The 19,150-nt window shown below is 42.6% G+C and carries 14 protein-coding genes; 13 read left to right on the top strand and 1 reads right to left on the bottom strand.

The annotated features are described in order from the left end of the window. The first annotated feature begins 25 nt into the window (after nucleotides 1–25). The 10 genes from AAG747_RS13225 (at nucleotide 26) to ftsZ (ending at nucleotide 14,100) form a co-directional block, all read left to right on the top strand. Nucleotides 26–2,140, top strand: a complete 2,115-nt coding sequence (locus tag AAG747_RS13225) for a penicillin-binding protein (RefSeq protein WP_346821656.1) — start codon at nucleotides 26–28, stop codon at nucleotides 2,138–2,140. A gap of 38 nt (nucleotides 2,141–2,178) precedes the next feature. Then, nucleotides 2,179–3,636: a UDP-N-acetylmuramoyl-L-alanyl-D-glutamate--2,6-diaminopimelate ligase gene (locus AAG747_RS13220; RefSeq protein ID WP_430300629.1), complete on the top strand. Its 1,458-nt coding sequence runs from the start codon at nucleotides 2,179–2,181 to the stop codon at nucleotides 3,634–3,636. A 99-nt stretch (nucleotides 3,637–3,735) separates the two neighbouring features. Beyond that, nucleotides 3,736–4,956 carry a phospho-N-acetylmuramoyl-pentapeptide-transferase gene (gene mraY, locus AAG747_RS13215; RefSeq protein WP_346821655.1) on the top strand — a complete coding sequence of 407 codons (1,221 nt, stop codon included), beginning with the start codon at nucleotides 3,736–3,738 and terminating at the stop codon, nucleotides 4,954–4,956. Nucleotides 4,957–4,990: 34 nt separating this feature from the next. Next, complete coding sequence (gene murD, locus AAG747_RS13210) at nucleotides 4,991–6,382, top strand: UDP-N-acetylmuramoyl-L-alanine--D-glutamate ligase (protein ID WP_346821654.1); 1,392 nt, start codon at nucleotides 4,991–4,993, stop codon at nucleotides 6,380–6,382. Beyond that, complete coding sequence (locus AAG747_RS13205) at nucleotides 6,383–7,576, top strand: FtsW/RodA/SpoVE family cell cycle protein (RefSeq protein ID WP_346821653.1); 1,194 nt, start codon at nucleotides 6,383–6,385, stop codon at nucleotides 7,574–7,576. 101 nt (nucleotides 7,577–7,677) lie between these two features. Beyond that, nucleotides 7,678–8,811, top strand: a complete 1,134-nt coding sequence (gene murG / locus AAG747_RS13200; protein WP_346821652.1) for an undecaprenyldiphospho-muramoylpentapeptide beta-N-acetylglucosaminyltransferase — start codon at nucleotides 7,678–7,680, stop codon at nucleotides 8,809–8,811. Between the two features lie 36 nt (nucleotides 8,812–8,847). After that, nucleotides 8,848–10,272, top strand: coding sequence for a UDP-N-acetylmuramate--L-alanine ligase (murC, locus tag AAG747_RS13195; RefSeq protein WP_346821651.1), 1,425 nt, complete (start codon nucleotides 8,848–8,850; stop codon nucleotides 10,270–10,272). 3 nt (nucleotides 10,273–10,275) lie between these two features. Further along, on the top strand, nucleotides 10,276–11,040 hold the full coding sequence (locus AAG747_RS13190; protein WP_346821650.1) for a cell division protein FtsQ/DivIB: 765 nt from the start codon (nucleotides 10,276–10,278) through the stop codon (nucleotides 11,038–11,040). Nucleotides 11,041–11,186: 146 nt separating this feature from the next. Continuing rightward, nucleotides 11,187–12,485 (top strand): cell division protein FtsA, encoded by a 1,299-nt coding sequence (gene ftsA / locus AAG747_RS13185; RefSeq protein WP_346821649.1) that lies wholly within the window; start codon nucleotides 11,187–11,189, stop codon nucleotides 12,483–12,485. 163 nt (nucleotides 12,486–12,648) lie between these two features. Further along, entirely contained in the window at nucleotides 12,649–14,100 is a 1,452-nt protein-coding gene (gene ftsZ / locus AAG747_RS13180; protein ID WP_346821648.1) for a cell division protein FtsZ, read from the top strand. Between the two features lie 355 nt (nucleotides 14,101–14,455). Here ftsZ and AAG747_RS13175 read toward each other — a convergent pair whose 3' ends face one another. Further along, entirely contained in the window at nucleotides 14,456–15,274 is an 819-nt protein-coding gene (locus tag AAG747_RS13175; RefSeq protein ID WP_346821647.1) for a hypothetical protein, read from the bottom strand. 273 nt (nucleotides 15,275–15,547) lie between these two features. On the opposite strand from AAG747_RS13175, the gene AAG747_RS13170 reads away from it, so the two are divergent. The 3 genes from AAG747_RS13170 (at nucleotide 15,548) to nadB (ending at nucleotide 19,118) form a co-directional block, all read left to right on the top strand. Then, nucleotides 15,548–16,003, top strand: a complete 456-nt coding sequence (locus AAG747_RS13170; RefSeq protein ID WP_346821646.1) for a hypothetical protein — start codon at nucleotides 15,548–15,550, stop codon at nucleotides 16,001–16,003. A gap of 354 nt (nucleotides 16,004–16,357) precedes the next feature. Continuing rightward, complete coding sequence (gene nadA / locus AAG747_RS13165) at nucleotides 16,358–17,368, top strand: quinolinate synthase NadA (RefSeq protein WP_346821645.1); 1,011 nt, start codon at nucleotides 16,358–16,360, stop codon at nucleotides 17,366–17,368. A gap of 217 nt (nucleotides 17,369–17,585) precedes the next feature. Continuing rightward, entirely contained in the window at nucleotides 17,586–19,118 is a 1,533-nt protein-coding gene (nadB, locus tag AAG747_RS13160) for an L-aspartate oxidase (RefSeq protein ID WP_346821644.1), read from the top strand. The last annotated feature ends 32 nt before the right edge of the window (nucleotides 19,119–19,150 follow it).

Here is a 19,150-nt window from a genome sequence, read left to right as displayed (position 1 = left end):
AAACAAACGCTTAACGATTAAGCCATTGGGGATCAGGCGTTCCATATTAACAAGAGTCCGCATAGCTTTTGCTTGCGTGGTGATTTATGCCATTATCATTTTTGTCAAAGTCTTTGATATTCAATTTGTCAATGGTGAAAAATGGAGAAGAATTGCCCGTGAGAATGGCTTGCAGTACAGGGAGGTAGAAGCCACCCGGGGAAACATACTCAGTGACAACGGGAGTTTGCTGGCTACCTCTCTTCCTTTCTATGAAGTCGCATTTGATCCAACGGTAGCCCAGGATGAGGTTTTCGACAAAGGAATTGATTCTCTTTCTGTGCTGTTAGCCGGTTTTTTTAAAGAGAAGACTGCAGACGAATATTCCAGAGAACTTCGGGAAGCACGTAATAATAATCGCAAATACAAGGTGCTGAGTGTAGAGCCTGTGAGTTATCAGGAAAAGAAAATCCTCAGTCAATGGCCTATTTTTAAAGAAGGCCGCTCGAAAGGTGGGGTGATTTTTGACTCGAGAGAAAGGCGTTTTATGCCTTTTGATGCTTTGGCGCGCAGAACAATCGGGTTTACCTGGAAAGATACCGCCGGGACAACCAAAGGACGGGGTTTGGAATTTAGCTTTAACAAGGATTTGGCAGGAGTCAACGGTCAAGCTTTATATCAGCGGCTTAGTGGGGGGCGTTGGTCTCCCTTAATCGACCAAGACCATACAAGTTCGGAAAATGGTTATGATATTCAAACGACCTTAGATGTTGAGTTACAGGAGTTCTGTACGAATACCTTAAAGAATTCCTTGTACAGGCATTGGGCTAATTACGGCTCTGTGATTGTGATGGAAGTAGAGACGGGAGAAATCAAAGCAATGGTTAATTTGGGGAAAAACGCGCAGGCAGAGTATGTAGAGAATTATAACTATGCAGTGGGAAGCCAAGGGGTGGCAGAGCCTGGGTCAACCTTTAAGTTGGCTTCCATGATGGCTTTGTTGGAAGAGACAAAAATTTCGGTAAACGATACGGTCGATACCGGAGAAGGTACATATGAATTTTATGAAGACTGTCAAATGAGAGATGCGGCCTTGTATGGATACGGGCGTATTTCCGTACAGTCTGTCTTTGAAAAGTCTTCCAATATTGGGATTTCAAAATTAGTCTTCCAGCATTTTAACGATAAACCTGAAAAATTTCTCCGTTACTTAGAATCCTTTGGGCTTACGGAGTCATTAAACTTTCAGATGAAAGGAGAGGGCCTGCCCTTTATTAGCAAGCCTGGGGGAGAAACCTGGAGTGGTTGCTCTTTGCCTTGGATGTCAATAGGCTATGAGCTGAAAATGTCTCCCTTACAGATTCTTACATTTTTCAATGCGGTGGCTAATCAAGGGATTTTATTGAAACCACGCCTGGTGAAAAAAGTGATTGATGGGAATAAGACCGTAAGGTCTTATGATCGGGAAGTGTTAAATAAAAAAGTATGCTCAGACCGGACCTTGTCTATTTTGCAAAAAATGTTAATAGGGGTGGTAGAAAGAGGAACGGCTAAGGGAATCAAATCTGAGGAATATAAAATTGCAGGGAAAACCGGAACAACACAAAAGTTGAGAAACGGACAGTACACCCAAAGTTATTATACTTCTTTTGCCGGGTATTTTCCCGCTGACAAGCCCAAATACAGTTGTATTGTGGTGATTGACAACCCTACCAATGCAGGGAAATACGGAGGAGAAGTAGCCGCTCCGATTTTTCGACAGATTTCGGATATGCTATATGTGAAGAGGGTGTATAAGGAAATGGAGCATCAACCTGTATTGGCCACGGAAGAACCGGCATTGCCGGTGATTCGCTCCGGGAATTTTTATGACTTGAAAGTTTTGGCAGATAAATTAGGGCTGAAGCATATGCCGATGAATACCAATGCCTGGGTGCATACACAGTTGAAAAACGACACGATTCAATGGGTGGACAACCGGCTCGAAGAGGGTAGCGTGCCGGATGTGAGAGGAATGACCTTGAGAGATGCTATGTACCTTCTTGAAAACAGGGGCTTAAAAGTGAAGGTCTTTGGCAATGGACGGGTCGTGAGGCAATCGCTCAACCCCGGTACCCGGATTAAAAAAGGATATCAAATTTATATCAGCCTGGAAAGCTGACAATTTAAACACAACTTAAACTGATTAACAATACAACTATCAAAACACTCAACACCATAGTAAACAACTGTAAGATAAAACAAGTCATCGGAGCACCCGAAAAGGTGGAGGTGAAACACTTGTTTTTAGATTCGCGGCGGGTGACCCCGGGCAGTCTGTTTTTTGCCGTGCCCGGTGTACTTACGGATGGTCACCAATATATTGAAACAGCCATTGAAAAAGGGGCTGTGGCAATTGTTTGTGAACAATTACCTTCGACAATTCTCCAACATATTACATACATTCAAGTAGAGCACTCTGCCAGTCAGGTGGGGGTGATGGCAGCTAATTTTTACGATCAACCCTCTGAAAAGTTAAAGGTGGTGGCCATTACCGGAACCAACGGTAAGACAACTTGTGCAACGTTACTGTATGAGCTCTTTCGGAGCTTAGGCTATAAAGTAGGCCTGTTGTCAACCATTGAAAACCGTATCGATACACAAATATTGGATGCTCAACTGACAACCCCGGATGCATTGAGTTTACAAAAGCTGATGGCCCAAATGGTGGAACAGGGATGTACTCACTGTTTTATGGAGGCGAGCTCACATGCTATTGTGCAAGAACGGTTGGCCGGCATAGCGCTGAAAGGTGCCGTGTTTACCAATATTACACACGATCATCTGGACTATCACCAAACTTTTAAAAACTATATCTACGCGAAAAAACAGCTCTTTGATAAATTAGGTAAAGAAGCATTTGCCCTGGTCAATTTTGATGACAAACGGGGGCAAGTGATGCAGCAAAATACCAAGGCCAGAAAATTGGGTTTCTCTCTAAAGTCGATGGCTGATTTTAAAGGAAAACTGAAAGCCAATTCATTTGAAGGTTTACAAATGGAGATCAATGGCCGAGAGAGCTGGTTTCGTTTGATTGGCGATTTTAATGCATATAACCTCTTGGCTGTGTATGCCAGTGCCGTGTTACTGGGAGAGAAGGAAGAGCAAGTGCTTACTGCTTTGTCCGGACTTACTCCCGCCAGAGGCCGGTTTGATCAAATCGTTTCCAAAGACAATAGACGCTTTATCATTGATTATGCCCATACACCCGATGCCTTGGAAAATGTTTTGAAAACCATACAAAGTATTCGCCAAAGTAAAGAAGAGCGTATCATTACCTTGGTAGGATGCGGGGGGAACCGGGACAAAGAAAAGCGTCCTAAAATGGCAAAAATTGCTGCCGAATACAGTGACCTGGTGGTATTGACTTCGGACAATCCAAGAGATGAGGAACCCGAAACCATTCTTGAAGACATGAAAAAAGGGTTGCAAAGTGAAGAGTTAACCAAGTCCGTTAGTATTTCGGACCGAAAGGATGCCATTCGGTATGCCATGGAGCAAGCTCAAGGCGGAGATATCGTATTGGTGGCTGGCAAGGGGCACGAAACGTATCAGGAAATTAAAGGAACCAAATATACTTTTGATGACAAACAGGTCATCCGTGATTTACTCGCTTAACAATTAGACCAAACATAACAGGAGGTAATAGGGTGACCGGCCCTATTCCTACCTGTTTTGATGGACATTATTCCGGAAAAGTAAACTCAACAATAGGAAATGCTTTATTACTTATTTAACTATTTAGACCGCGAGTATGATTTTGTAGGGGCAGGGCTTTTTCAGTACATCTCTTTTAGAGCACTGATGACCGCTGCTGTATCACTGTTGATTGGGGCTATTTTCGGAAAACGCTTGATTAACTTTCTGAGAAAACAACAAGTGGGAGAATCTATTCGCGATTTGGGTTTGCAAGGGCAGTTGGAAAAGAAGGGAACCCCCACTATGGGCGGCTTGATTATCATCGGGTCTATTTTGGTGCCGGTGTTGTTGTTTACTCAACTTGACAATATTTATATTATTCTGTTGGTAGTTTCTACAATTTGGATGGGCCTTATTGGCTTTGTAGATGATTATATTAAAGTATTCAGAAAAAATAAAGAAGGACTCAAAGGGACTTTCAAAATTATCGGACAGGTAGGGTTGGGATTGATCGTAGGGCTGACCCTTTATTTTCACCCTTCGGTACGGGTACGGGAGTTTCCGGCCGATGTGAATTCCAGTAATTTGGAAGTCTATATTCAAGAAAAACATTATGAAGATGTGAAATCCACCCGGACAACCATACCGTTTGTCAAAGCCAATGAGTTGGATTATTCCAACTTGGTTCCCGAATCTTTTGAGAAGGTATTGACGCCTATTTTGTATGTGGCCTTGGTGATTTTGATCATTACGGCCGTGTCTAACGGGGCCAACCTCACGGATGGGATTGACGGACTGGCCGCAGGTACCTCTGCGATTATCGGAGTGGCTTTAGCCGTATTGGCCTATGTCTCCGGCAACTTTATTTTCGCAGACTATTTGAATATCATGTACATTCCCAATACCGGGGAAATCGTGATTTTTTGTACGGCCTTTGTCGGAGCTTGTATTGGCTTTTTGTGGTACAATTCCTTTCCCGCCCAGGTTTTTATGGGCGATACGGGAAGTCTTTCTTTGGGGGCATTGATTGCCGTCTTGGCCTTGGTGATCCGGAAAGAATTATTGCTCCCCCTGTTGTGTGGCGTATTTCTGATTGAAAGTTTGTCTGTAATTCTGCAAGTGAGCTATTTTAAATATACCAAGCGGAAGTACGGAGAAGGGAAGCGGATTTTTTTGATGTCACCCTTACATCACCATTATCAAAAGAAAGAAATTCCGGAGGCCAAAATTGTTACCCGGTTCTGGATAGTGGGGGTGTTGATCGCTATCCTGTCGATAGCTACTTTGAAAGTTCGATAGCAAAAAGGAACTTTAAACTTAAATTGCGAATGCAATGAAAAACAGAATAGTCATATTAGGCGCGGGTGAAAGCGGAGTCGGAGCGGCCTTGCTTGCTCAGGCAAAAGGCTATGATGTTTTTGTGTCGGATTTTGGGAAAATTTCTCAAAAGTATAAAAATGAGTTGAACAAACAGGTCATTGCTTTTGAGGAAGAGCAACATACCGAATCGCTGATTCTTAATGCGGATGCCGTCATTAAGAGTCCGGGAATTTCACCCAAAGTGCCAATTGTACAAAAGATAACAGAGGCGGGAATTCCGGTCAGTTCGGAAATCGAATTTGCTTCGCGCTATACCGAAGCCCGGATTATTGCCATTACCGGCACTAACGGAAAGACGACCACTACCTTGTTGACTTATCATTTATTGAAAAAAGCCGGGTGTAAGGTGGAGGTCGCAGGGAATATCGGAGAGAGTTTTGCTCGTAAAGTATTACATGAAGAAGTGGAATACTTTGTGCTGGAAGTGAGTAGTTTCCAGTTGGAAGATATACAAGAGTTTAAACCCAGTGTAGGGGTTTTGCTGAATATAACTCCGGATCATTTGGACCGCTATGAAAACAGCCTGGACAAATATGCGGAAGCAAAATTCAGAATGGTAGAGAATATGAATGGGGGTGGGATGTTTATCTACAATGCCGATGATGAAAATATCGCCAAAGTGATGAACCGGATCAATATTCAGACTTCTACAGAGCCATTTTCCGCTTCTTTTTATGAAGAAGGAAGGCTGACGGTTCCGGCATTGAATTACCCTGGGGTATTCGGAGAGGATTATGTGGAGCAACCGAAATTGGTTTTTGAGGACTTGCCCTTACGGGGAAAGCATAATGCCATGAATATGAGTGCCGCTATCTTAGCGGTTTTGCGGGTAGGCTTAACTTATGAGCAAGTCAAAAAAGGACTTAAGTCTTTTAAAAATGCACCGCATCGCCTGGAGCCGGTGGCCACGGTCAATGGAGTTACCTTTATTAATGATTCCAAGGCCACCAATGTAGATGCAGTAAAATTTGCCCTGGATAGCTTTGAGACTCCGATTATTTGGATGGTAGGAGGGGTGGACAAAGGAAATGATTACAGCGAGTTGGACGAACTGGTGAAGAAAAATGTAAAAGCAATTATTTGCCTGGGCAAAGACAACCGGAAACTGTTGAAGCATTACAATGAAATGGTGAGCTATATTTATGAAACTCAGGATGTTGTAGATGCCGTGATAAGGGCTTATCATTTGGGAGAGAATAGAGATGTCGTATTACTGTCGCCGGCTTGTGCAAGTTTTGATTTATTTAAAAATTATGAAGACCGGGGTTCGCAGTTTAAAAAAGCAGTGAAAAATCATATCCAGAAACTGGATACCAGAACAATAGACTTAAATACATCACACTAAATGACGCAAACGTACTCCATATCGAAGTATCTGAAGGGAGACAAATTTATTTGGGGAGTCGCCATAGTCCTGTCACTCATCAGTATTCTGGTAGTGTATAGTGCTACGGGAACCTTGGCCTACCGGAAAGCCGATGGAAATACGGAATACTATTTATTTAAGCATTCATTTTTGGTGTTTCTGGCATTTATCGCCATGTACTTTTGCCATAAAGTGGATTATAAATATTACTCCCGGATCTCGCGAATGGCTTTGTTGGTGTCGGTGCCTCTGTTACTGATTGCCTGGTATTTTGGAGCTACGCTGAACGAAGCGTCCCGGTGGATTACCATCCCATTTACCAAATATACTTTTCAGCCTTCGGATCTTGCCAAACTGGCATTGATCACCAATATGGCAAGTATGTTATCAAAGCGACAAATGAGCATTCAGCGCTTTCAAAAGGCTTTAACACCTCTGTTGCTCTGGTGTGGGATTATCTGTGGTTTAATCGGATTGAGTGACTGGTCCTCAGCAACACTGTTGTTTATGACCTGTATGCTACTGTTATTTATAGGCCGGGTGCCCGTCAAATACCTTGGAATGCTTGCTTTGATTGGCGTTATGGCCGGTACTTTTGCTTTTGCATTCGGGCAAAGAGGTGGTACGGTTTCCAGCCGTTTGGAATCTTATTTTAGTGAAAGTGCTGTTCCTTACCAAGCCGAACAATCCTATATCGCGGTCGCTACCGGTGGTTTTACAGGCAAAGGAGTAGGTAAAAGTGTACAAAGAAACTTTTTGCCTCACCCGTACTCGGATTTTATCTTTGCCATCATTATTGAAGAATACGGTACCTTGGGCGGAATGGCGATTGTCGCCTTATACTTGATCCTGCTGTACCGGGGAATGGTGATTGTGTCCAGGTCCAAACGGGCCTTTGGAGGATTGTTGGCCGCAGGGCTAGTGTTTATGTTGGTGGTGCAGGCTTTTGTAAATATGAGTGTAGTGGTGGGCTTGGTGCCGGTTACCGGTATGCCTTTGCCATTATTAAGTATGGGAGGAACATCCCTGTTATTTACCGGAATGGCCTTTGGCATTGTACTTAGTGTGAGCAGAACGGAAATCTACGGAAGTGGAAGCCCCTTGTCTGAACCTCTGGGCAACCAGCGAAGGAAAAGAATGCGGCAAATGATGAATTATGTATACAATAAGTAGGGTAGGGGAGAAGCTGAAGACAATGGGAAAAGGTAAGTGAAAGAGAAGAAAAAAAGAGATTTTTTGTTATAAGTTGTTGAAATTGAATTAATAAAACTTGTTTGGCTAAAGTATTGCTTAAAAAAAATAACCATATCAGGATCATCATCAGTGGAGGTGGCACCGGAGGACACGTATATCCGGCTATTGCCATAGCCGATGCACTCAAATCCATCGATGAGTCGATAGAAATCCTCTTTGTAGGGGCTGAAGGAAAAATGGAGATGGAAAAAGTTCCTCAGGCGGGTTACCGGATTATCGGTCTGTGGGTGAGTGGCTTGCAAAGAAAACTGACAGTTAAAAACCTGATGTTTCCATTTAAGCTATTGCATAGCCTTTGGAAAGCCAGGCGTATTGTCAAAGAGTTCAAACCTCAGGCGGTCGTAGGTGTAGGAGGCTATGCCAGTGGGCCGGTGTTGAAAGCTGCTAATGCCAAACAGATTCCCACGGTTTTGCAAGAGCAAAACGGGTATGCAGGCTTAACGAATAAGCTATTGGCACAGAAGGCTCAAAGAGTATGTGTGGCTTATCCCAATATGGAAAAGTACTTTCCTGAGAATAAAATACGGTTTACAGGAAATCCGGTGCGCAATGATATCATGCAATTGGAAGGGTTGCGAGAGAAAGCCTTTGAGTACTTTCGGTTAGACCCTCAAAAAAAGACCTTATTGGTGTTTGGAGGGAGCCTGGGAGCCAAAACTATTAATGATAGCCTGCTTCAGGCAATAGAAGTTTTATTGAAGAAGGGATATCAGATCGTTTGGCAAACCGGTAAATTTTATTATAATCAGCTTCAAGTAGCACTTGAAGGGAAGAAAGGTAATGGCTTGTGGTTAGGGGCTTTTATAGATCGAATGGATTATGCTTATGCAGTAGCCGATTTGGTCGTTTGCAGGGCGGGAGCCTTGTCCATTTCCGAATTATGTTTGGCCGCAAAAGCCACCGTGTTGATTCCTTCGCCCAATGTGGCAGAAGATCATCAAACAAAAAATGCAATGGCTTTGGTCAATGAAAAAGCGGCCATAATGGTCAAGGACAGTGAAGCACGTGAGCAGTTTACGGAAGTAGTGCTTGACTTATTACATGATGATGAAAAGCGGGAGGACTTGAGTAAGAATATTTGCAAACTGGGGAAACCCAATGCAGCGAAAGATATTGCGGAGGAAGTATTAAATCTGGTAAAACAGAAAGTATAAAAAGATTCAAGTAGAATAAGAATAGTTGATGCATACATGAAGGTACGGTTAGACCAAATTGAATATGTATACCTGATCGGAATAGGAGGGATAGGTATGAGCGCCTTGGCTCGCTGGTTTCATCAGCACGGCCGCCAGGTAGCCGGCTATGACCGTACATGCACCGAGTTGACCAAGGCCTTGGAACAGGAAGGGATGCAGGTGCATTATCAGGACGATTGGAGGTTGGTTCCGGAGGAGTTTAAAAGTGATAAGTCTAATGTATTAATCATTTATACCCCGGCAGTTCCGTCCGGACATTCCGAGTTGAAGGCGTTTAAGGCACAAAAGGCCTTGTTGATGAAGAGATCGGAAGTATTGGGATTGCTTTCTGCAAATTATTTCACCATCGGAATTGCAGGTACACACGGAAAAACGACAACTACCACTTTGGTGGCTCATGTACTTCAATGTGCAGCGCTGGACTTTACAGCTTTTTTAGGAGGGATTTCAGCAAATTACAATTCCAATTTACTGATTAACAAGCCAGGCAAAGCAGACCAATATATGGTGGTGGAAGCCGATGAGTTTGACCGCTCTTTTTTGCGGCTTTCTCCTTCCGTTGAAGTCATCACTTCGGTAGAGGCCGATCATTTGGATATTTATGGTGATGAGCAGGCTGTAGTAGATGCTTTCAATGCTTATATTGCCAAGTTGAAAGAGAAGGATGGCAAATTGTTTTTGCAGGAAAAAGTCCGCTTGGAGGCAGCCCGCCAATTAGAGAAAAGTGCTCGGGTAGCCACGTATGGCCTGGAGCAAGGAGATTGTCATGCAGCAAATGTCCGTGTTGAAAACGGAAAGTTCGTTTTTGAAATCTATGTCAAAAATGAACAAGGAAAAGACGAAGTATGGCTGGAAGGAGTGGAGATGCTCGTTCCGGGCTTTCACAATATTGAAAATGCACTGGCAGCCGTATCCGTAGCAAAGGCATTGGGTATTCCGTCCGAAACAGTAAAGTATGCCTTGGAAACATTCAAAGGCGTAAAAAGACGGTTCGAATATATTGTAAAGAACGAGAAGCATATTTATATTGACGACTATGCGCATCATCCAACGGAATTGAAAGTGGTGTTGGAGTCCGTAAAAGCCTTGTATGCTAACAAAAAACTGACGGTGGTTTTTCAACCCCATTTGTTTTCGCGCACCAGGGACTTTGCTAAAGAATTTGCGCAAAGCTTATCAATAGCCGACCAAGTCGTATTGCTACCGGTATACCCGGCCAGAGAACTTCCTATTGAAGGAGTGAATGCAGAGATGGTCTTGGAGCAGGTAAATGCTCCGGACAAGCAACTGTTGCAGGATGAGCAATTGCCCGCTTGGGTTGAACACAATCAACCGGAATTATTGCTAACCGTAGGAGCAGGAAGTATTGATCGCCTGGTCCAGCCCATTAAAGAAGTACTTACTGTTAAAGGCAGGTAACGTATGATGCAGAAATGGAATATAAAACCGGGATGGGTTACATTAATCGCCATTGTAGTACTAATGGCCATAGGAGCAATGGTAGGGTTTAAAGCCATGGAAGAGAACCAAACCAATTTTATTATCAACATTGATGATGAAAGCGGAAGTGAGTTTATCAATGAATGGGAAGTCAAAGAGCTGATTAATAAGCTGGTAAAAGAAGATTCCAGTATCAATCACAAAGAGGAACTGAACTTAAAACAGTTGGAACAGGCACTCAATGCGATTGACTTTGTGAAGGAAGCCCAGGTTTCTCGCGATTTAAGAGACAATGTCATTATTGATGTGTATCAGGAAACTCCTTTGGCAAGGGTAATGGCTTCTTCCGGTAAGGGAGGTTATGTAAGTGTCAACCGCAGGATATTATCTCTTTCGGATAACTATACGGCCAGAGTGATGATGATTACCGGGGCAGGAGCCGATAGTTTGTTAACGGATAATTTCTGGATTTCGGAGCAGGGAAAAGCATTGTTTGAGTTTATTGAATTTGTCAATAAAAGCGAGGAGTGGCGAGCACAAATCTCTCAGATTGACTTGAACAGTAAACTAGAGATAGTTGCCTTTCCGCAAATAGGCCGCCAACGGATTGAATTTGGCCCGTTGGAGAATTATGAGTTGAAATTCAAGAAGTTGAATGTCTTCTATAATGAAATTGTGAAGAAAGAGGGCTGGAATGCCTATGAAGTAGTGAAATTGCAGTACGATGGACAAATTGTATGCAAGTAAGCATGAAAAGAAGAGAACGATAGTGCATGGTGAAGTGCAAAAGCGAAGTACATAAAACGATTACTTGGCGCAACCGTTCGCTTAAACTAATGATTTAAAGATAACCTTATAGATTTTGAATAATAATTTTTTAACGCTCTTAAGTTATGCAAGATGACAGAATCATAGTCGGGCTTGATATTGGTACTACCAAGATCTGTGCGGTAGTTGGTCGTGTCAACGAGTATGGCAACTTAGAAGTCCTGGGATTGGGAAAAGCCGTATCCGATGGGGTGAAAGAAGGGACTGTCAGCAATATCAGTAAAACGATTGCTGCAATCGATAAAGCCATAACTGCCGCAGAAGAGGATACTAAAATTGACATCAATGTGGTCAATGTCGGTATTGCCGGAAAGCACATCCGTAGCTCCATGCATCATGGTAGCATCACACGCAAGTCAGGTGAAGAGGAAATCACCACAGAAGACATTAATCGCCTGACCAGCGACATGTACCGGATTGTGACTGAACCCGGGTCGGAAATTATTCACGTAATGCCTCAGCATTATATTGTGGATTATGAAGAAAACATTAAAGATCCGGTGGGGATGTCTGGTGTGAAACTGGAAGCCAATTTTCATATCATCACAGCTCAAACCAACACGATTCGTAATATTAAAAAGTGCGTTGAACGTTCCGGACTGGAAATTGACCATTTGATCCTGGAACCGATGGCCTCTTGTGTGTCTGTGTTGAGTGAGGAAGAGAAAGAAGCCGGGATTGCTTTGGTGGATATTGGAGGAGGAACCACTGATATTGCGGTCTTTCATGACAATATTGTCAGGCATACGGCAGTGGTTCCATTCGGAGGCAATATTATCACTTCGGATATCAAACAGGGTTGTGCCGTAATGCAAAATCAAGCCGAACTGTTGAAAGTGAAATTTGGCCGCTGCCTGGCCGCTGAGGCTTCCGAAAATGAAGTGATCTCTATTCCCGGCTTACGCAACCGGCCACCAAAAGAAATTTCAGTGAAAAACCTCGCTCATATCATCGAGGCCCGGATGGAGGAGATTATCGAACTGGTAATGGTAGAAATCGAAAAGTCCGGTTACAAAAACCGTTTGGCCGGAGGGATTGTCATTACCGGAGGAGGTTCCCAATTGAAAAATATCAAACAGCTGTTTGAATACAAAACCGGATTGGATGCCCGGATCGGACATCCGAACGAGCACTTGGGAAAATGCAAAAATGACGAAGTGAAAAATCCAAAGTATGCTACTGCGGTAGGTTTGGTGTTGGCCGGATTTAAATCCCTGGACGATCGGGAAGAACAACGACCTGATTCGGCATATACGGCCTCCAAACCAAAGGCTGAAAGCGGAAGCGGTGATTTTATCAGTAACTTCCTCCGGAAAACCAAGGAGTTATTGACAGATGATTTTGACGATCGGACAAATTACTAATCTGAATCATTGTTTCGGGTAAACTGGAAAAAATTACCAAAAATATTTTAATATTGCGCGTTTGGGCATAAGTTTACCAAGCTTTGGCATTTTTTATCCGGCAGGATTAGCAGAGAAGTAGTCCCAACGAAGTTTCGATTTTTATTCAAAAAATACTAATACCATGGAAGGTACAAATTACGAATTTACCAATTTTACCAATGAAGAGCCCCCTATCATCAAGGTGATCGGTGTTGGAGGCGGTGGGGGAAATGCGGTCAACCATATGTACAGCCAAGGCATCCAGGGAGTTGAATTTTATGTGTGTAATACTGATAAACAAGCTTTACATAGCAGCCCTGTAGAGAATGCAATCCAAATCGGAAATGACCTGACCCAAGGATTAGGTGCCGGGGCAAATCCGGAAGTGGGGAAGGCCGCAGCTTTAGAGAGTAAAGATGTTATTAAAGAAATATTGAAAGAAAGCACCAAAATGGTGTTTATCACAGCCGGTATGGGTGGAGGTACCGGTACCGGAGCCGCTCCCATCATCGCTCAAGTAGCCAAAGAACTCGATGTGTTGACGGTAGGGATTGTGACTATGCCTTTTACCTTTGAGGGGCGCCCTAAATCCCGTAGAGCCATGGAAGGTATTGAAGAACTCAAAAAACATTGTGATACCGTTCTGGTCATACTCAACGATAAGTTGAGAGAAGTGTACGGCAAAGCCTCTATGAAACAAGCCTTTGCCCAAGCAGACAATGTACTGACCAAAGGGGCGAAGTCTATTGCGGAAATCATTACGGTGTCAGGGTATATCAACGTGGACTTTGAAGACGTCCGTACAGTAATGAAAGACTCCGGTGCTGCTGTAATGGGTTCGGCTACCGCAGAAGGCGAAGGCCGTGCACTGAAAGCTGCCGAAGGAGCTATCACCTCTCCTTTGTTAAACAACACCAATATCTATGGTGCCAAATACATCTTGCTCAGCATTGTGGTGGGAGATGACGATACTTTCGAAATGGAAGAATTGGAACAAATCACTGAATATGTGCAGGAAAGAGCGGGAGATAATGCGGAAATTATCTTCGGTCAAGCTGTGGACAAAAGCTTAGGGGATGCGATTAGCGTAACCATCATTGCTACGGGCTTCGACAGTGTAGAGGATGAAACGCAAGAAGTGATTGACCTGGAAAGCAATAAGCGCTTCCGGAAGCAAGTCAATGTTCAGGCAAAACAAGACTTTTTTGACCAACAGGAAGAGGAGCAAGCAGAGGAGGAAGAGGAGAAAAAAGTAGTAGCTGAGAAAAAAGAACAGCCTAAGAAACCTCAAAAAATCGTCTTTGAATTAGAAGGAGACTATGAAATCGTAGAGGAGTCCGAAGAAGAAAAAAAAAGACGTAACTTGGAAGAGCAATACCAAATAAGACGTAAGAAGATTGAAAAAATGCGCTCAGTCTCTGAAATGAGTAATGAGGAACTGAAAGAAATCCAGGAAAACCCTGCTTATTTGCGTAAAGGGGTGAAGTTGTCTAACCTCCCCCACTCTTCGGAATCCAATATGTCTCGGTACAATTTGGATGAAGAAAACGGCTTACTTGGGAATAATAAGTTTTTACATGATAATGTAGACTAAGTGTTACATTCGTTATGTGGTGCTTAAAGTGTTTTTAGAAAGATTGTTTTGGCAGTCTGTTTAAATAAAGGTTTTGACTAACTGACAATTAAATCTAAACGCTTTAACATTAAACCAAAATTTTAACTTCATGTATTGAGAAAGTCCCGCATTTCTTTGCGATAACTCAATACGTATCTTCTAAAATTGATTGATACATCCGGGTAAAGTTTTTTCCGGGTATGTATTTCTGACATAACTTGATAGAGTTATATTATTCAAAATCTGGGTTAAGAAAAGGGTCGCCACCGCGACCCTTTTTGTTTTTCAATGCTATCTAATAAAGAAGGATGTATTTTAAAGGCTGGCAAGGGAGTTAGTTCACCGCTAAGCCTTCTTTTATAATTTGTAGCTTTCTCGCCTTTTTGGTCAAAATAATTAAGGCTTTATTCCGGGTACAAGGATATAGAAAATGAGCCTTCATGGCAGCGTAAAATGCTCTGTCAAACGACTGCTGGTTATAAGCCTTCACACCCTGGTTAAAGTATTGCAAACCGGCTAATTCTTTTAAAGTAACTTTTTTAAATGCCGTTTCCGGAAAACGGTAGGCCCCTTGTGAATACACCACCTCCCCTTCTTTCTGATACTGATTCAATCGCTTGGCAATCATATTTGGTTGATGATAGTATCCGTAAAAAGGTTGAGTAGGCTCTAACAATATTTCCCCCTCCGCAAGGTTCACCATCAAATACACATGGTAATTGGCTTCGTATAAAGAATATTGATAACCCAATTTTTGCAAGGTATAGGCCAATAAAACCGTCCCGGAAAGGCAGTTGAATTCACCGTTTTTTAGGGTATGGGCCAATGTACTGTTTTTGATATATTGGTTTAAATAATGACGGGATATTTTGGTGAATACATTTTTGATCACCTTGAAATCGCTGTTTTGGCGATTTTTATACTGGGCCATTTTTTCAATCAATAAGTCCAATTTGTGCAAACTCTTTTGACTGTCCGAAGGTTGAGCTTCTTCATCCAAAGCGAGCATTAAAAGGAACAGGTTTTCATCAGATAATGTACTCTTAATCAATTGAGCTTCCATAGTATTGACAGCTAATGGGCTTTTGGTAGGCTGTGCGATACCCATGTGCATGCTCAAAAAAAATAGGGTATATAAAAAAATGTATCTCATGATAGTATCCTTTGATTTAATATTGAGTTAACATAAAGTTAACATAAAGAAAGGGGAATATGTTATTCATGTTTAGAATAATTAATGTTTTACCCTGTAAATAGTCGAAGCAGGGTGTTTTATACATGTGTTTTCATGGTATGTTAATATTGCGTTCATATATATAACATGGCAGGGTAATTACTTTGCAGTTGGATGTAAGCGGTTTCTCCGGAAATGGGAGAGGGGCTATTGTTTTGAAACTTGTAAAAGAGATTAAAAAGTAACTTTTCTATGAAAAAATATATTGGGGTACTTTGTATAGGATTACTTGCCTTGGGTTGCACCAAACAAGACTTGGTATTGGATGTGAAAGCATTGGCAAATCAATCGAAAAGAGAAGTGCATCATCTTTTGGGGCAACCTGATAGCATTTATATCACTCCGATTTTACATAAAAAGGTATATACGGAACTGTACTTCAGTGAGAAATACCAGGTTGAATTGTTGTATTCTTCCGATACAACCGTGAATGAAATAAAAGTTAATAACCCGGTAGGCTTGCCATTTGCCCCTTCTGCATTGGCTAAGTTTGGACTGCCTTCGGATGTTAAACCCACAAAACAAGAGGAAAACCTGACTATTATTTGGAACGATTTGGAAGGATTCAAACGGGTGAATATTTTTACTCAACGGCTGGATTCAACAGGCAAACCGGAGAAATATACAATTTACTTCCGGGTACAATGATACAGGCCTAAGCACCTCCTTATTCCATTTCCTTTAGATATCTAAATATACAAAGCGCAAACTAGTGATTTTACTTTTCCCTGTTTTCTTGGAGAGCAAGCCTTCCTTTTTTCCTTGTTTTTGACCCACCTATTTTCGTTAATTTATAGTTAAAAGGCTTTTAATTTTTTATTTAATCTTCTCAAGGATAATTTTGTATCAAGAACAGGGCTTATTACAATTGGTTTGAAGATTGTGATTTAGAATCCATAGAAATCTCTTTTCTTTGCAAGAAGCTAAATCAAAGCCATCATGGGGTTGAAAGAACCACTTGTTGAAAGTCTTTGTGTATGCATAATCTATTGATACATTATCATGGCTAACCTATTAGAGGCAGAACAGAACATCAGTACAAAAGGCTATTTGGACTTACCTGTAGCGCCTGAACTGGATCTTATTGAGGAGATTCAGAAATTGAAAAAAGAAAAAAATGCAGTGCTGCTGGCGCATTATTACCAGGATCCGGCTATCCAAGACATTGCCGACCATATTGGTGATAGTTTGAAGCTTTCGCAAATTGCTGAAAAAACGGATGCGGACATGATCGTTTTTGCCGGGGTGTATTTTATGGGAGAGACCGCAAAAATTCTCAGTCCGAATAAAAAAGTAGTGATCCCCGACCTGAATGCCGGCTGTTCTCTGGTGGACTCTTGCCCGCCTGCCGAGTTCCGGAAATTTTTGGAACAATACCCCAATCATACTGTAGTCACCTATATTAACTCTACGGCAGAGATCAAAGCCATGAGTGATATAGTTTGTACTTCTTCTAATGCCAAGGCAATCATCGAAAGTATTCCCGAAGACCAGCCTATCATAGTTGCTCCGGACAAAAACCTGGGGAATTATTTGAAAAATGAAACGGGAAGGGACTTGGTCATCTGGGAAGGGGCTTGTACGGTGCACGAAGTGTTTTCGATGGAGAAAATCCAAAAATTAAAAGAAACACACCCCGAGGCAAAAGTTCTGGTTCATCCGGAATGTGAAAAAGTAGTACAAATGATGGCCGATTTTATCGGATCTACCGGCAAAATATTGGCTTATGCCCGCGAATCGGAAGCCAAGGAGTTTATCGTAGTCACAGAAGCAGGTATCCTCCATCAAATGCAAAAGGATATGCCGGAAAAGACCTTTATTCCGGGGCCTTCTTTTGCAGAAAATACATGTAGCTGTAGCGAATGTGCTTTTATGAAAATGAATACACTGGAAAAGCTGTATTTATGTATGAAATATGAAAGGCCGGAGGTGCATATCGCGCCTGAAATGCGTGAAAAAGCGCTGGCTCCTATTCAGCGTATGCTGGAAATCTCTAAAACTTTGACAAAATAAACCACATTGTCAAAGTTATTTTTCACCAGTACCTTACAAGATGTTAAGTCGTGAAGGCTTTGTTGTAAGGTACCTTGTGAGGATCCTATTAATCATGAACAGTGTTCTTACTTAGTTCGCTACAGGTAACCGGGAGTATATGTCTGTGGGAGAGGCTCAAGGCTATCTCATAGGTTTTGCTAAGGGGGCATCACAGGCTGTTAAAGTGCTTTTTTGAATGAAACAGGTAGATTTTTTGGTAATTGGTTCAGGTTTGGCAGGGCTTACCTTTGCTTTGAAAGTGGCAGAAGCCGAGCCTGATAAACAAGTAATGGTGATTACAAAAGCAGTGGAAAATGAGGCGAATTCTCATTATGCTCAAGGGGGAGTGGCTGCAGTCACCAATTTCCGCTTGGACTCTTTCGAAAAGCATATTGAAGATACCCTGATTGCCGGAAGCTACCTTTGCGATCCTCAAGTAGTGGAACTCGTTGTGAAAGAAGGAGCCCAACGTGTTCAGGACTTGATAAAATTGGGTGTCCCGTTTGACAAAACCCAAGAAGGCGAATTGGACCTGGGCCTGGAGGGAGGTCACTCAGCTCCCCGAATTCTACACTTCAAAGATACCACCGGAGCGGCTATCCTGAGTGTTTTGCTGGAAAAAGCAAAACACCAGCCGAATATTGAGATTCTCACCCACCTTTTTGCACTGGACTTATTAGTTAGTGGTGATCACGATAAAGTATGCCAGGGAGCCTATACCTTGGACACGGCTTCAAAAAGCTTATTGACGATTCAAGCCAGCGTGACGGTATTGGCTACAGGCGGAAGTTGTCAGGTATATTCCAGTACAACCAATCCCTTGGTGGCCACCGGTGATGGCGTGGCAATGGCTTACCGGGCCGGTGCGGATGTAAGGGATATGGAGTTTATTCAGTTCCACCCCACTTCGTTGTACAATCCCGGTAAAAGTCCGGCTTTTTTGATTACCGAAGCGTTAAGAGGGGCTGGTGCCGTGTTACGAAATGCTCGCTATCAAAAAGAGTTTATGTATGATTATGATGAAAGAGGTCCCCTGGCTCCCCGGGATGTAGTGGCCCGCTCAATTCATCATGAAATGAAAAAACACGGAGATGATTTTGTCTATATTGATGCCCGGCATTTGGGTGATCAAAAGCTCAAGGATCATTTTCCAAATATCGTCAGGACCTGTAAGCAATTGGGTTATGACTTGACAACGGATTTATTACCCGTAGTCCCCGCGGCTCATTATTTTTGTGGGGGAATCCATGCGGATACTCAAGGCCGCACATCCATTGCCAATTTATATGCTTGTGGGGAATGTGCCCATACGGGGTTGCATGGAGCTAACCGATTGGCCTCCAATTCCCTCTTGGAAGCTTTGGTGTTTGGTTACCGTGCTGCCGAAGATAGCTTAGAACAGTTTGATCGTATTACAAGCCAAACCGGTCGGTTGGCTGACGTTACACAAGCAGCATCCACGCCGGTCGAAGCTCAGTGGGTAGCCGATCAGACAGGTATTTTAAAAAGCATTATGGGAAAATATGCGGGCATCGTACGAAATGAGAACGAATTATTACAAGCTCAAAAACAGTTATTGGCCATAAGTAGTAAAACGGAGGCCGTATATGTCCGCTCTTATCCTACCCAAAGTTTGTGTGAACTTCGGAATTTGCTCACCGTTGCCCAATTGATTATCCGTGATGCCTTACAACGCAAAGAAAGCGTTGGGCTGCATTATATGGAGTAGTGAGTGGTGACAGGTGGAAGAACTCTAATATC

This window comes from Rapidithrix thailandica (genome assembly GCF_039710355.1).
Classification (GTDB): Bacteria; Bacteroidota; Bacteroidia; order Cytophagales; family Flammeovirgaceae; genus Rapidithrix; species Rapidithrix thailandica.
This window is presented reverse-complemented; position numbering and strand designations above follow the sequence as displayed.

Coding starts and splice junctions, on each gene's coding strand:
- mraY (WP_346821655.1), top strand. CDS start 3,736: ATGCTTTATTACTTATTTAACTATTTAGACCGCGAGTATGATTTTGTA.
- murD (WP_346821654.1), top strand. CDS start 4,991: ATGAAAAACAGAATAGTCATATTAGGCGCGGGTGAAAGCGGAGTCGGA.
- AAG747_RS13205 (WP_346821653.1), top strand. CDS start 6,383: ATGACGCAAACGTACTCCATATCGAAGTATCTGAAGGGAGACAAATTT.
- murC (WP_346821651.1), top strand. CDS start 8,848: ATGAAGGTACGGTTAGACCAAATTGAATATGTATACCTGATCGGAATA.
- AAG747_RS13190 (WP_346821650.1), top strand. CDS start 10,276: ATGATGCAGAAATGGAATATAAAACCGGGATGGGTTACATTAATCGCC.
- ftsA (WP_346821649.1), top strand. CDS start 11,187: ATGCAAGATGACAGAATCATAGTCGGGCTTGATATTGGTACTACCAAG.
- ftsZ (WP_346821648.1), top strand. CDS start 12,649: ATGGAAGGTACAAATTACGAATTTACCAATTTTACCAATGAAGAGCCC.
- AAG747_RS13175 (WP_346821647.1), bottom strand. CDS start 15,274: ATGAGATACATTTTTTTATATACCCTATTTTTTTTGAGCATGCACATG.
- AAG747_RS13170 (WP_346821646.1), top strand. CDS start 15,548: ATGAAAAAATATATTGGGGTACTTTGTATAGGATTACTTGCCTTGGGT.
- nadA (WP_346821645.1), top strand. CDS start 16,358: ATGGCTAACCTATTAGAGGCAGAACAGAACATCAGTACAAAAGGCTAT.
- nadB (WP_346821644.1), top strand. CDS start 17,586: ATGAAACAGGTAGATTTTTTGGTAATTGGTTCAGGTTTGGCAGGGCTT.